An 11724-nucleotide genomic window follows, 5' to 3' on the forward strand; every position below is an offset into this window, starting at 1 on the left:
TCCATGACCCACATCCCCGCACCCATCCCCACCGATCGCGCCGCCCTGATCGCGCGCCTGGCCGAAGGCCGCCGTTATGACATCGCGGTCGTGGGGGGCGGGGCGACGGGGCTGGGGGTGGCCCTGGATGCGGCGGCGCGGGGCCTGTCCGTGGTGCTGCTGGAGGCCACGGACTTCGCCAAGGGCTCGTCCTCGCGCGCCACCAAGCTGGTCCATGGCGGCGTGCGTTATCTCGCCCAGGGCAATGTCGCCCTGGTGCGCGAGGCCCTGCGCGAACGCAGCACCCTGCTGGCCAATGCGCCGCACCTGGCCCAGCCGGTGGCATTCGTCATGCCGGCCTATCGGTTCTGGGAACTGCCCTTCTACGGCATCGGGCTGAAGCTGTACGACGCGCTGGCGGGCAAGGCCGGCCTCGGCAGCACCGAGCTGATGGGCCGGGCCCGGACGCTGGAGCGCATCCCCGGCGTGCGCGCGGAAGGCCTGATGGGCGGCGTGCAGTACTGGGACGGCCAGTTCGACGACGCCCGGCTGGCCGTGGCGCTGGCGCGCACGGCGGCATCGCAAGGTGCGCTGCTGGTCAACCATTGCCCGGTGGAGCGCCTGCTCTACGAGAACGGCAAGGTCAGCGGCCTGACCTGCCGCGACGCGGAAGGCGGCGGCAGCTACACGATCCAGGCCGGCTGCGTGGTGAACGCCACCGGCGTCTGGGTGGATGCCCTGCGCGCCCAGGATTCCGCGGCCGCCGGCCAGACGGCCGAGCCGCTGGTCTCGCCCAGCCAGGGCGTGCACCTGGTGGTCGACGCCGAATTCATGCCCGGCCGCAATGCGCTGCTGGTGCCGCGCACGTCGGACGGCCGTGTGCTCTTTGCCGTGCCCTGGCTCGGCAAGGTCATCCTGGGCACCACCGACACGCCGCGGCCCGACGCCGTGGCCGAGCCCCGGCCCTTCCAGGAAGAGATCGACTTCATCCTCACCGAATCGGCCCGCTACCTGCGGCGCGCGCCCACCGCCGCCGACGTGCGCAGCACCTGGGTCGGCCTGCGCCCCCTGGTGCGGCCCCAGGCCTCGCACGGCTCGGCCGAGGCGACCAAGAAGATCAGCCGCGAGCACACGGTGCTCAGCGGCGCCGGTGGCCTGGTCACCGTCACCGGCGGCAAATGGACCACTTACCGCGCCATGGCCGAGGACGTGCTGCGCCATTGCGAGGGCGAAGGCCTGATCCCCGCCCGGCCCGAGGGCGCCACGCTGGACTTGCCGCTGGTGGGCGCGCCCGCGCCGGGCGGCCAGAAGGTGCCGATCGCGCAGGCGCCGGGCGCACATCTCTATGGCAGCGAGGCGGCGCTGCTCGCGGGTCTGCCGGGCGCGGATGTCTGGCTGGCTCCGGGCCTGTCGGAGGCCATGGTGCGTTTCGCCGCACGTTATGAATACGCCCGCAGCGTCGAGGACGTGCTGGCCCGCCGCAGCCGCCTGCTGTTCCTGGACGCCGCCGCCGCTGCAGCCGTGGCTCCGCGCGTGGCGCAATTGCTGGCCGAGGAGGGCGCCCCCCGGCCGGATGCCGACGCTTTCGCCATTTTGTCGCGGCAATTCAACGCCACTTCGCAAACGGCTGCTTGACGAACCCGCCCGCATTTGCCAGAATCGCGGGCTTCGCCTCTCAAAGGTGAAATATCTGCCCAATAAGAAGCGCCGCAAAATGGTTTTGCAGCGTGGACGACGGGCCCAAGACTGACCTAATTGCCAGGTCGCTGGACGAAGCTCCGGTGAGTGGCGTTCGGTACAAGTTGGGAATATTGCAATGATCCAGACAGAAACCCGGTTGGAAGTCGCCGACAACACCGGCGCCAAGTCCGTGCTGTGCATCAAGGTGCTCGGCGGTTCGAAGCGTCGCTATGCCAGCGTCGGAGACATCATCAAGGTCAGCATCAAAGAAGCTGCCCCGCGTGGTCGCGTCAAAAAAGGCGAGATCTACAGTGCTGTTGTCGTGCGCACCGCCAAGGGCATCCGCCGCGGCGACGGCTCGCTCGTGAAGTTCGACAGCAACGCTGCCGTGCTGCTCAACGCCAAGCTGGAGCCGATTGGCACCCGCATCTTCGGACCCGTGACGCGCGAACTGCGTACCGAGAAGTTCATGAAGATCGTGTCCCTGGCTCCCGAAGTTCTTTAATTTCCAGGACACGCCATGAACAAGATTCGCACCGGCGACGAAGTCATCGTGCTGACCGGCCGTGACAAGGGCAAGCGCGGCACCGTCACCTCGCGTACCGACGACGCCCACCTGCTCATCGACGGCATCAACGTCGTCAAGAAGCACGCCAAGCCCAACCCCATGAAGGGCACGACCGGCGGCATCGTCGAGAAGGCCATGCCGATCCACCAGTCCAACGTGGCCATCTTCAATGCCGCTACCGGCAAGGGCGATCGCGTGGGCATCAAGCTGCTGGCCGACGGAAAGCGCGTTCGCGTTTTCAAGTCCAGCGGCGAACAAATCCAGTCTGCCTGAGGGTTATCGACATGGCACGCCTCCAAGAGTTTTACCGCGACAAGCTCGCACCCGAACTGGTCAAGCAGTTCGGCTACAAGTCGCCGATGCAGGTCCCGCGTCTGCTGAAGATCACCCTGAACATGGGTGTCTCCGAAGCCGTCTCCGACAAGAAGGTCATGGACAACGCCGTCGCCGACCTGACCAAGATCGCCGGCCAGAAGCCCGTCGTCACCAAGGCCAAGAAGGCCATCGCCGGTTTCAAGATCCGCGAACAGCAACCCATCGGCTGCATGGTCACCCTGCGTGGCGTGCAAATGTATGAGTTCCTGGACCGTTTCGTCACCGTGGCCCTGCCCCGTGTGCGTGACTTCCGCGGCATCTCCGGCCGTGCCTTCGACGGCCGCGGCAACTACAACATCGGTGTCAAGGAACAGATCATTTTCCCTGAGATCGAGTACGACAAGGTCGACGCACTGCGCGGCCTGAACATCAGCATCACCACGACGGCCAAGACCGACGCAGAAGCCAAGGCGCTTCTCGCTGGCTTCCGCTTCCCGTTCAAGAACTGAGGTCAGCTGTGGCTAAACAAGCTCTCATCCAGCGCGAACTCAAGCGCGAAAAGCTGGCAGCCAAGTACGCTGCCAAGTACACGGAACTCAAGGCGATCGCTTCTGACATGAAGAAGAGCGATGGCGAGCGCGAAGCTGCACGCCTGGGCCTGCAGAAGCTGCCCCGCAACGCCAACCCGACCCGTCAGCGCAACCGTTGCGAAATGACCGGCCGCCCGCGTGGCACCTTCCGTCAATTCGGCCTGGCTCGCGCCAAGATCCGGGAACTGGCATTCGCCGGTGACATCCCCGGCATCACCAAGGCCAGCTGGTAAGTCGGCAGGAGATATTCAACATGAGCATGAGTGATCCCATTGCCGACCTGCTGACGCGTATCCGTAACGCGCAGATGGTGTCCAAGGCAACCGTGTCGGTGCCGTCTTCCAAAGTGAAGATCGCCATCTCCCAGGTGCTGAAGGACGAAGGCTACATCGACAGCTTCGAAGTCAAGACCGTGGACAACAAGTCCGAGATCGTGATTACCCTGAAGTACTACGCCGGCCGTCCGGTGATCGAGCGCATCGAGCGCGTGAGCCGCCCCGGCCTGCGTGTGTACAAGGGCCACGACGCCATCCCCCAGGTCATGAATGGCCTCGGCGTCGCCATCGTCACCACCCCGCAAGGCGTGATGACCGACCGCAAGGCACGTGCTACCGGTATCGGTGGCGAAGTGCTCTGCTACGTCGCCTAAGCGGGCATCAAGGAGTATTTGAAATGTCCCGCGTAGGAAAAATGCCGGTCGCTATCCCGCAAGGCGTGGATGTCGCGATCAAAGACGACCAGATCAATGTCAAGGGCACCGGCGGTTCGCTGTCGCTGACCCAGCACGCCCTGGTCAAGGTCGTCAACAAGGATGGCAAGCTGAGTTTCACCCCGGCCGACGAGTCGCGTGAAGCCAATGCCATGAGCGGTACGCTGCGCCAGTTGGTCAACAACATGGTGGTCGGCGTGAGCAAGGGCTTCGAGAAGAAGCTGTCGCTCGTCGGCGTGGGCTACAAGGCCAGCGCTTCGGGCACCAAGCTGAACCTCCAGGTCGGCTACTCGCACCCCGTCAACGTGGAGATGCCCGCCGGCATCACGGTGGCCACCCCCACCCCCACGGAAGTCGTGATCAAGGGCGCCGATCGCCAGCGCGTCGGCCAGATCGCCGCGGAAATCCGCGCGATCCGTCCTCCCGAGCCTTACAAGGGCAAGGGCATCCGTTATTCGGATGAAAAGATCACGATCAAAGAGACCAAGAAGAAGTAAGGAGTCGCAGCATGTCTTTGACCAAGAAAGCGCAGCGTCTTCGTCGTTCGCGCCAGACCCGGATCCGCATCGCCAACCAAGGCGTTGCCCGTCTGACCGTGAACCGCACCAACCTGCACATCTACGCCACCGTGATCTCCGGCGACGGCACCAAGGTGCTGGCCTCGGCCTCCACGGCGGAAGCCTCCGTGCGCGCCGAACTCGGCGGCTCCGGCAAGGGTGGCAATGCTGCCGCCGCAACCGCCATCGGCAAACGCATCGCCGAGAAGGCGAAAGCCGCCGGTGTTGAAAAGGTCGCTTTCGACCGCGCCGGTTTCGCCTACCACGGCCGCGTCAAGGCGCTGGCTGACGCTGCCCGCGAAGCGGGTCTGCAGTTCTAAGCAGGACGGATCATCATGGCTAAGTTTCAACCCAAAGTGCAGACCGAGGCACAGGACGACGGTCTCAAGGAAAAGATGATCGCGGTCAACCGCGTCACCAAGGTCGTCAAAGGCGGCCGTATCCTTGGTTTCGCAGCACTGACCGTGGTCGGCGACGGCGACGGCAAGGTCGGCATGGGCAAGGGCAAGTCGAAGGAAGTGCCTGCTGCCGTTCAGAAGGCGATGGAAGAAGCCCGTCGCAACCTGAAGACCGTGGCGCTGAAGAACGGCACCCTGCACCACGCAGTCACCGGTCACCACGGCGCTGCCGTCGTGATGATGGCGCCGGCCCCAAGGGTACCGGCATCATCGCCGGCGGCCCGATGCGCGCCGTCTTCGAAGTGCTGGGCGTGACCGACATCGTGGCCAAGAGCCACGGCTCGTCCAACCCCTACAACATGGTTCGCGCCACGTTCGATGCCCTGACCAAGTCCACCACGCCTGGCCGCATCGCTGCCAAGCGCGGCAAGTCGGTCGAAGACATCTTCGCCGGCTGATCGGAGCAAAGAAATGACCACCGCACAAACCGTCAAGGTTCAACTGGTTCGCAGTCCCATCGGCACCAAGGAATCGCATCGCGCGACCGTCCGCGGCCTGGGCCTGCGCAAGCTGAACAGCGTGAGCGAACTCCAGGACACCCCTGAAGTGCGCGGCATGATCAACAAGATCGCCTACCTGGTCCGCGTGCTGTAAGCGCGCCGACCTGAATGTAGAACAGAGGCTCTCATGGAACTCAACAGCATCAAGCCGGCCGCCGGCGCCAAGCACGCCAAGCGTCGCGTTGGCCGCGGTATCGGCTCTGGCCTGGGCAAGACCGCAGGTCGTGGCCACAAGGGCCAGAAGTCCCGCGCCGGCGGCTACCACAAGGTTGGCTTCGAAGGCGGCCAAATGCCGCTGCAACGTCGCCTGCCCAAGCGTGGCTTCAAGTCGCAGACGCTCAAGTACAACGCCGAAGTCACCCTCGCTTCCCTGGAAGTGCTGGGCCTGGCCGAAGTCGACATGCTCGCGCTCAAGCAAGCTGGCCTCGTCGGCCAGATGGCCAAGGTGGTGAAGATCATCAACACGGGTGCCATCACCCGTTCGGTGAAGCTCACCGGCGTCGGTGCAACGGCAGCCGCCAAGTCGGCTATCGAAGCCGCCGGCGGCAGCGTGGCCTAATCAGCCAAGCCGAGCAGATTCAAGTTCGTCCAGCAGATCAGTTGAAAGAGCATTCACGTGGCTACTAGCGCAGCAACCCTGGCAAAGACCGGCAAGTTCGGCGACCTCCGTCGTCGGCTCGTCTTCTTGCTGCTCGCGCTCGTCGTCTATCGGATCGGCGCGCACATCCCCGTGCCCGGTATCGATCCGACGCAGCTGCAGCAGCTCTTCTCCGGTCAGCAGGGCGGCATCCTGAACCTGTTCAACATGTTCTCCGGCGGCGCGCTCTCACGGTTCACCGTGTTCGCCCTGGGGATCATGCCGTACATCTCGGCCTCGATCATCATGCAGCTGCTGGGCTACGTACTGCCCAGCTTCGAACAGATGAAGAAAGAGGGCGAAGCCGGTCGCCGCAAGATCACCCAGTACACCCGCTACGGCACGCTGGGCCTGGCCTTGTTCCAGTCCTTCGGCATCGCGGTTGCGCTGGAAAGCTCGGCCGGCCTGGTGCTGAGCCCGGGCTTCGGCTTCCGCATGACGGCAGTGGTCAGCCTCACGGCCGGCACCATGTTCCTGATGTGGCTCGGCGAGCAGATCACCGAACGCGGCCTGGGCAACGGGATCTCGATCCTGATCTTCGGCGGTATCGCGGCGGGCCTGCCCAACGCGGTCGGCGGCTTGTTCGAGCTGGTGCGTACCGGTGCGATGAGTGTGCTGGTGGCGCTGTTCATCATCGTGGTGATCGTGCTGGTGACCTACTTCGTCGTGTTCGTCGAACGTGGCCAGCGCAAGATCCTCGTGAACTATGCGCGGCGCCAGGTCGGCAACAAGGTCTACGGCGGCCAGTCCTCGCACCTGCCGCTGAAGCTGAACATGGCTGGCGTGATCCCGCCGATCTTCGCGTCGTCGATCATCCTGCTGCCGGCCACGGTCGTGAACTGGTTCAGCTCCGGCGATTCGATGCGCTGGCTGAAGGATATCGCTGGAGCTCTGACCCCGGCCAGCCGATCTATGTGCTGCTGTATGTCATCGCCATCGTGTTCTTCTGCTTCTTCTACACGGCGTTGGTCTTCAACAGCCGTGAGACCGCGGACAACCTGAAGAAGAGCGGCGCCTTTATCCCCGGGATCCGTCCCGGCGACCAGACGGCCCGCTACATCGACAAGATCCTGCTGCGGCTGACGCTGGCTGGCGCGGTGTACATCACCTTCGTCTGCCTGCTGCCCGAGTTCCTGATTCTGAAATACAACGTGCCGTTCTACTTCGGTGGAACCTCCCTGCTGATCATCGTGGTCGTCACGATGGACTTCATGGCCCAGGTCCAGAACTACCTGATGAGCCAGCAGTACGAGTCGTTGTTGAAGAAGGCCAATTTCAAGCGCTCTCCTGGCTGAACGCCGCGAGGGTTGTAGTTAACCTGCCCAGCGCAACTGTTGCGCGAAGCTGATCGTGTTCCGGGTCTTCGGTTGAGGACAGCGGGGCAGGGAAATGAGTTTTAGGAGAAAGCAATGAGAGTCTCGGCTTCGGTCAAGAAAATCTGCCGCAATTGCAAGATCATCCGCCGCAAAGGTGTGGTGCGTGTGATCTGTATCGACCAGCGCCACAAGCAGCGCCAGGGTTAAAGAGTTTTAGAGGACGAACATGGCACGTATCGCTGGCATCAATATTCCGCCGCACAAGCACGCAGAGATTGGCCTGACGGCCATCTTCGGCATCGGCCGCACCCGCGCTCGCATGATCTGCGAAGCATCCGGTGTCGCTTACTCCAAGAAGATCAAGGATCTGACGGACGGCGACCTGGAAAAAATCCGCGACCAGATCGCGCTGTTCACCATCGAAGGTGACCTGCGTCGCGAAACGACGATGAACATCAAGCGTTTGATGGACATCGGCTGCTACCGCGGCTTTCGTCACCGCCGCGGCCTGCCGATGCGCGGTCAGCGCACCCGCACCAATGCCCGCACCCGCAAGGGTCCGCGCAAGGGCGCAGCGGCTCTGAAGAAATAAAGCCTGAAAGAAGAACATGGCCAAGTCTCCCGCCAATAACGCCGCGCAGCGCGTGCGCAAGAAGGTCCGCAAGAACGTCTCCGACGGTGTGGCCCACGTGCATGCTTCGTTCAACAACACCATCATCACGATCACCGATCGCCAGGGCAACGCCCTGTCGTGGGCTTCGTCGGGTGGCCAAGGCTTCAAGGGCTCGCGCAAGTCGACCCCCTTCGCAGCACAGGTCGCTTCCGAAGTCGCCGGCCGTGCCGCGATGGAACAAGGCATCAAGAACCTGGACGTCGAGATCAAGGGTCCCGGCCCGGGTCGCGAATCCTCGGTTCGCGCCCTGGGCGCACTGGGCATCCGCATCACCTCGATCGCTGATGTGACCCCGGTGCCGCACAACGGCTGCCGTCCGCAGAAGCGTCGTCGTATCTAAGACTGCGTTGTCCGCCCTTTACGGCGGATGAAGCCTGCGGCTATAATCGCAGGCTTTTCGTTTTTCGACGACTGCTGCATATCCACGGATATCTGCAGTCGTTCAATTAAGCCCACCGCCTGGTGCTCAGGCACCAGGCTCCCGCATGGACCACTTTCGTTTCGCGTTCGTGGCCTGCATGCGGCAGCTGATCAAACAAGGACACTCACGTGGCACGCTATCTCGGCCCCAAGGCCAAACTTTCCCGCCGCGAAGGCACCGACCTGTTCCTGAAGAGCGCCCGCCGCTCCATCTCGGACAAGGCCAAGTTCGACTCCAAGCCCGGCCAGCACGGCCGCACCTCGGGTCAGCGCACTTCCGACTTCGGCCTGCAACTGCGTGAAAAGCAGAAGGTCAAGCGCATGTACGGCATCCTGGAAAAGCAGTTCCGCCGCTACTTCGAGGAAGCCGACCGCCGCAAGGGCAACACCGGCGCCAACCTGCTGTTCCTGCTGGAATCGCGCCTGGACAACGTCGTCTACCGCATGGGCTTCGGCTCGACCCGCGCGGAAGCCCGCCAGCTGGTTTCGCACAAGGCCATCACGGTCAACGGCAAGTCGGTCAACATCGCCTCCTTCATGATCAAGGTCGGCGACGTGGTTGCCGTGCGCGAGAAGTCCGCCAAGCAGGCCCGCATCGCCGAGTCGCTGCAGCTGGCCGCACAGGTCGGCATGCCCGCCTGGGTCGAAGTGACCGCCGACAAGGCTACCGGCGTCTTCAAGAAGGTTCCGGATCGCGACGAATTCGGCGCCGACATCAACGAATCGCTGATCGTCGAACTGTATTCGCGTTGATCGCAGCGAGTCGCTCGTTGTCGAGGCGCCCTTGGGCGCCTCTTTTCGATTGTTTTCACTCCTTGTCTCATGGGGCACCGTGCGACAGGGCTTCGCAGCCTTACCGGTGTAACGAGCTGGGGGTATTGAGAGGAAGTCCATGCAAACCAACCTGCTGAAACCTAAAGCGATCAACGTCGAGCAACTGGGCCTGAACCGGGCCAAGGTCGCTCTGGAACCGTTCGAGCGCGGCTATGGCCATACGCTGGGCAACGCGATCCGTCGTGTGCTGCTGTCCTCGATGGTCGGCTACGCCGCCACCGAAGTCACGATCGCCGGCGTTCTGCACGAGTACTCCTCCATCGACGGTGTCCAGGAAGATGTCGTCAACATCCTGCTGAACCTCAAGGGCGTGGTCTTCAAGCTCCACAACCGCGATGAAGTGACCCTGTCCTTGCGCAAGGACGGCGAAGGCGTCGTCACCGCCGGCGACATCCAGACCCCGCACGACGTCGAGATCATCAATCCCGACCACGTGATCGCCCACCTGTCGGCCGGCGGCAAGCTCGACATGCAGATCAAGGTCGAAAAGGGCCGTGGTTATGTGCCGGGCACGATGCGCCGCTATGCGGACGAATCGACCAAGTCGATCGGCCGGATCGTCCTGGACGCCTCGTTCTCGCCGGTCAAGCGCGTCAGCTACACCGTCGAAAGCGCCCGCGTCGAACAGCGTACCGACCTGGACAAGCTGGTCGTCGAGATCGAAACCAACGGTGCCATCTCGGCCGAAGACGCCGTGCGCGCCTCCGCCAAGATCCTGGTCGAGCAGCTGGCCGTGTTCGCCCAGCTCGAAGGCGGCGAACTGGCTGCATTCGATGCGCCGGCTCCGCGCGGCGGCAACACGCCGTTCGATCCGATCCTGCTGCGTCCGGTCGACGAACTCGAACTGACGGTGCGTTCGGCCAACTGCCTGAAGGCCGAAAATATCTACTACATCGGTGACCTGATCCAGCGCACCGAGAACGAGCTGCTCAAGACCCCCAACCTGGGTCGCAAGTCGCTCAACGAAATCAAGGAAGTGCTGGCCTCGCGCGGCCTGACCCTGGGCATGAAGCTGGAAAGCTGGCCGCCCGCAGGTCTGGACAAGCGCTGAGATCCAGCCGGATCCACAACCGAATTCGGCCCATAGGGGGCCGGTGCCCGGGCAGTACCTGATACGGCTGCCTGTTTAACAAAGAAGGAAAAGCACCATGCGCCACGGACACGGTCTCCGTAAACTCAATCGCACCACCTCGCACCGCCTGGCGATGCTTCAGAACATGATGAACTCCCTCATCGAACATGAAGCCATCAAGACCACGCTGCCGAAGGCCAAGGAACTGCGCCGCGTCATCGAACCGATGATCACGCTTGCCAAGGAAGACACGCTGGCCAACCGCCGCCTGGCTTTCGATCGCCTGCGCGACCGCGATTCGGTCACCAAGCTGTTCAACGTCCTGGGCCCGCTGTTCAAGGCGCGTCCGGGCGGCTACACCCGCATTCTGAAGATGGGCTTCCGCGTGGGCGACAACGCCCCCATGGCCTATGTCGAGCTGGTCGAGCGTTCCGCTGCTGCCGAAGATAATTCTTCGGAAGTCGCCAAGAGCGAATAAAATCTGCTATAGTTCATCTCTTGCCGCGCGGTGGAGCAGTCTGGTAGCTCGTTGGGCTCATAACCCAAAGGTCGGAGGTTCAAATCCTTCCCGCGCAACCAACTCAGGGCAGGCAACTGCCCCTCAAAAACGCCAACCTTCGGGTTGGCGTTTTTGTTTGTGCGTTTGATTTCGAGCAAAGACAGTGCTGTGTGCCGGTTGGTATACTGGCCTCGCTTTCAGGAACCCGAAGGACCCCACCATGGCGGAGACCGCCGCATCCGACAGCATCGTCGAGGTCGTGTACGAACAGCTCAAGCGCATGAGCGTCGGATACGAGTTCAAACCCGGCGAGCGTTTGAACGAGGGTGTGCTGGCCAAGTCCCTGGGTGTGAGCCGCACGCCGCTGCGCGAGGCGCTGACCCGGCTGTTCGCCGAAGGGCTGCTGCTCTTCGTGCCGGGCAAGGGCTTCTTCTGCCGCAAGCTCGATGTGACCGAGGTGTTCTCGCTCTACGAGATGCGCAAGGTCATCGAGGTGGAGGCGCTGCGCATCTCCATCGAGCGGGCGAAGGACGAGGACATCGATGCGCTCCTGGCCTTCCTGGACAGCACCGGCCCGGAGCCGGGCGACCGCACGGTCGACGAGCTGGTCCGGCTCGACGAGATTTTCCACGAACGCCTGATGGCCATGTCCGGCAATGCCGAGATGCTGCGGGTGCTGCAGAACATCAATGCCCGCATCCGTTTCGTACGCTGGATCGACATGGAGCAGTGCGACCGCACGGTGAGCCAGCAGACCCACCGCGACATCCTGATCGGCCTGAAGGCGCGGAATGCCGGGGCCTGCGTGCCCGAACTCGGCAGGCACATCAACCGCCGCCTGGACGAGATCTCCGCCGCTCTCAAGGAAGGCTACGCGCAGATCTACATGAACGCGGCGCCGGCCTGAGGCCTGAGCG

The 11724-nt window shown here is 63.3% G+C and carries 17 protein-coding genes, 1 tRNA gene and 2 pseudogenes; all 20 read left to right on the top strand.

The window, feature by feature from the left end:
• Nucleotides 1-3: 3 nt before the first annotated feature.
• The 20 genes and pseudogenes from GT347_RS15215 to GT347_RS15310 all read left to right on the top strand — a co-directional run bounded on the left by GT347_RS15215 (nt 4) and on the right by GT347_RS15310 (nt 11714).
• Nucleotides 4-1614 (top strand): glycerol-3-phosphate dehydrogenase/oxidase, encoded by a 1611-nt coding sequence (locus GT347_RS15215; RefSeq protein WP_160552990.1) that lies wholly within the window; start codon nt 4-6, stop codon nt 1612-1614.
• A gap of 181 nt (nt 1615-1795) precedes the next feature.
• The gene (gene rplN / locus GT347_RS15220; protein ID WP_160552991.1) at nt 1796-2164 is read left to right on the top strand and encodes a 50S ribosomal protein L14; all 369 of its coding nucleotides are present in this window, start codon (nt 1796-1798) and stop codon (nt 2162-2164) included.
• A 15-nt stretch (nt 2165-2179) separates the two neighbouring features.
• Complete coding sequence (gene rplX, locus GT347_RS15225) at nt 2180-2500, top strand: 50S ribosomal protein L24 (RefSeq protein WP_160552992.1); 321 nt, start codon at nt 2180-2182, stop codon at nt 2498-2500.
• A gap of 11 nt (nt 2501-2511) precedes the next feature.
• Nucleotides 2512-3051 carry a 50S ribosomal protein L5 gene (gene rplE, locus GT347_RS15230; RefSeq protein ID WP_160552993.1) on the top strand — a complete coding sequence of 180 codons (540 nt, stop codon included), beginning with the start codon at nt 2512-2514 and terminating at the stop codon, nt 3049-3051.
• Nucleotides 3052-3059: 8 nt separating this feature from the next.
• Nucleotides 3060-3365, top strand: a complete 306-nt coding sequence (gene rpsN, locus GT347_RS15235; RefSeq protein ID WP_160552994.1) for a 30S ribosomal protein S14 — start codon at nt 3060-3062, stop codon at nt 3363-3365.
• A gap of 20 nt (nt 3366-3385) precedes the next feature.
• Nucleotides 3386-3781 (top strand): 30S ribosomal protein S8, encoded by a 396-nt coding sequence (gene rpsH / locus GT347_RS15240; RefSeq protein ID WP_160552995.1) that lies wholly within the window; start codon nt 3386-3388, stop codon nt 3779-3781.
• 23 nt (nt 3782-3804) lie between these two features.
• Nucleotides 3805-4338, top strand: coding sequence for a 50S ribosomal protein L6 (rplF, locus tag GT347_RS15245; protein WP_160552996.1), 534 nt, complete (start codon nt 3805-3807; stop codon nt 4336-4338).
• A gap of 11 nt (nt 4339-4349) precedes the next feature.
• Nucleotides 4350-4718, top strand: a complete 369-nt coding sequence (rplR, locus tag GT347_RS15250) for a 50S ribosomal protein L18 (protein ID WP_160552997.1) — start codon at nt 4350-4352, stop codon at nt 4716-4718.
• A 15-nt stretch (nt 4719-4733) separates the two neighbouring features.
• Nucleotides 4734-5254, top strand: a pseudogene (rpsE, locus tag GT347_RS15255) (30S ribosomal protein S5).
• Nucleotides 5255-5267: 13 nt separating this feature from the next.
• A complete protein-coding gene (gene rpmD / locus GT347_RS15260; protein ID WP_160552998.1) occupies nt 5268-5450 on the top strand; it encodes a 50S ribosomal protein L30 in 183 nt (60 codons plus the stop codon).
• 33 nt (nt 5451-5483) lie between these two features.
• Complete coding sequence (gene rplO, locus GT347_RS15265; protein WP_160552999.1) at nt 5484-5915, top strand: 50S ribosomal protein L15; 432 nt, start codon at nt 5484-5486, stop codon at nt 5913-5915.
• Between the two features lie 57 nt (nt 5916-5972).
• Nucleotides 5973-7288 (top strand): annotated as a pseudogene (gene secY, locus GT347_RS15270) (preprotein translocase subunit SecY).
• A 114-nt stretch (nt 7289-7402) separates the two neighbouring features.
• Entirely contained in the window at nt 7403-7516 is a 114-nt protein-coding gene (rpmJ, locus tag GT347_RS15275; protein WP_160553000.1) for a 50S ribosomal protein L36, read from the top strand.
• Nucleotides 7517-7535: 19 nt separating this feature from the next.
• Nucleotides 7536-7901 (top strand): 30S ribosomal protein S13, encoded by a 366-nt coding sequence (gene rpsM, locus GT347_RS15280; protein WP_160553001.1) that lies wholly within the window; start codon nt 7536-7538, stop codon nt 7899-7901.
• A gap of 16 nt (nt 7902-7917) precedes the next feature.
• Nucleotides 7918-8322: a 30S ribosomal protein S11 gene (rpsK, locus tag GT347_RS15285; RefSeq protein WP_160553002.1), complete on the top strand. Its 405-nt coding sequence runs from the start codon at nt 7918-7920 to the stop codon at nt 8320-8322.
• A gap of 209 nt (nt 8323-8531) precedes the next feature.
• Nucleotides 8532-9155: a 30S ribosomal protein S4 gene (gene rpsD / locus GT347_RS15290; protein ID WP_160553003.1), complete on the top strand. Its 624-nt coding sequence runs from the start codon at nt 8532-8534 to the stop codon at nt 9153-9155.
• A gap of 139 nt (nt 9156-9294) precedes the next feature.
• Nucleotides 9295-10287, top strand: coding sequence for a DNA-directed RNA polymerase subunit alpha (locus GT347_RS15295; RefSeq protein ID WP_160553004.1), 993 nt, complete (start codon nt 9295-9297; stop codon nt 10285-10287).
• 97 nt (nt 10288-10384) lie between these two features.
• Nucleotides 10385-10786 carry a 50S ribosomal protein L17 gene (gene rplQ / locus GT347_RS15300; RefSeq protein WP_160553005.1) on the top strand — a complete coding sequence of 134 codons (402 nt, stop codon included), beginning with the start codon at nt 10385-10387 and terminating at the stop codon, nt 10784-10786.
• A gap of 24 nt (nt 10787-10810) precedes the next feature.
• A tRNA-Met gene (locus tag GT347_RS15305) sits at nt 10811-10887 on the top strand.
• Nucleotides 10888-11027: 140 nt separating this feature from the next.
• On the top strand, nt 11028-11714 hold the full coding sequence (locus GT347_RS15310; protein ID WP_160553006.1) for a GntR family transcriptional regulator: 687 nt from the start codon (nt 11028-11030) through the stop codon (nt 11712-11714).
• Nucleotides 11715-11724: the final 10 nt, after the last annotated feature.

The organism is Xylophilus rhododendri (assembly GCF_009906855.1).
In the GTDB taxonomy this organism is placed as follows: Bacteria; Pseudomonadota; Gammaproteobacteria; order Burkholderiales; family Burkholderiaceae_C; genus Xylophilus; species Xylophilus rhododendri.

What these genes read in the sequence shown, in the direction of transcription:
- GT347_RS15215 (WP_160552990.1), top strand. Translation starts at nt 4, where the DNA reads ATGACCCACATCCCCGCACCCATCCCCACCGATCGCGCCGCCCTGATC.
- rplN (WP_160552991.1), top strand. Translation starts at nt 1,796, where the DNA reads ATGATCCAGACAGAAACCCGGTTGGAAGTCGCCGACAACACCGGCGCC.
- rplX (WP_160552992.1), top strand. Translation starts at nt 2,180, where the DNA reads ATGAACAAGATTCGCACCGGCGACGAAGTCATCGTGCTGACCGGCCGT.
- rplE (WP_160552993.1), top strand. Translation starts at nt 2,512, where the DNA reads ATGGCACGCCTCCAAGAGTTTTACCGCGACAAGCTCGCACCCGAACTG.
- rpsH (WP_160552995.1), top strand. Translation starts at nt 3,386, where the DNA reads ATGAGCATGAGTGATCCCATTGCCGACCTGCTGACGCGTATCCGTAAC.
- rplF (WP_160552996.1), top strand. Translation starts at nt 3,805, where the DNA reads ATGTCCCGCGTAGGAAAAATGCCGGTCGCTATCCCGCAAGGCGTGGAT.
- rplR (WP_160552997.1), top strand. Translation starts at nt 4,350, where the DNA reads ATGTCTTTGACCAAGAAAGCGCAGCGTCTTCGTCGTTCGCGCCAGACC.
- rpmD (WP_160552998.1), top strand. Translation starts at nt 5,268, where the DNA reads ATGACCACCGCACAAACCGTCAAGGTTCAACTGGTTCGCAGTCCCATC.
- rplO (WP_160552999.1), top strand. Translation starts at nt 5,484, where the DNA reads ATGGAACTCAACAGCATCAAGCCGGCCGCCGGCGCCAAGCACGCCAAG.
- rpmJ (WP_160553000.1), top strand. Translation starts at nt 7,403, where the DNA reads ATGAGAGTCTCGGCTTCGGTCAAGAAAATCTGCCGCAATTGCAAGATC.
- rpsM (WP_160553001.1), top strand. Translation starts at nt 7,536, where the DNA reads ATGGCACGTATCGCTGGCATCAATATTCCGCCGCACAAGCACGCAGAG.
- rpsK (WP_160553002.1), top strand. Translation starts at nt 7,918, where the DNA reads ATGGCCAAGTCTCCCGCCAATAACGCCGCGCAGCGCGTGCGCAAGAAG.
- GT347_RS15295 (WP_160553004.1), top strand. Translation starts at nt 9,295, where the DNA reads ATGCAAACCAACCTGCTGAAACCTAAAGCGATCAACGTCGAGCAACTG.
- rplQ (WP_160553005.1), top strand. Translation starts at nt 10,385, where the DNA reads ATGCGCCACGGACACGGTCTCCGTAAACTCAATCGCACCACCTCGCAC.
- GT347_RS15310 (WP_160553006.1), top strand. Translation starts at nt 11,028, where the DNA reads ATGGCGGAGACCGCCGCATCCGACAGCATCGTCGAGGTCGTGTACGAA.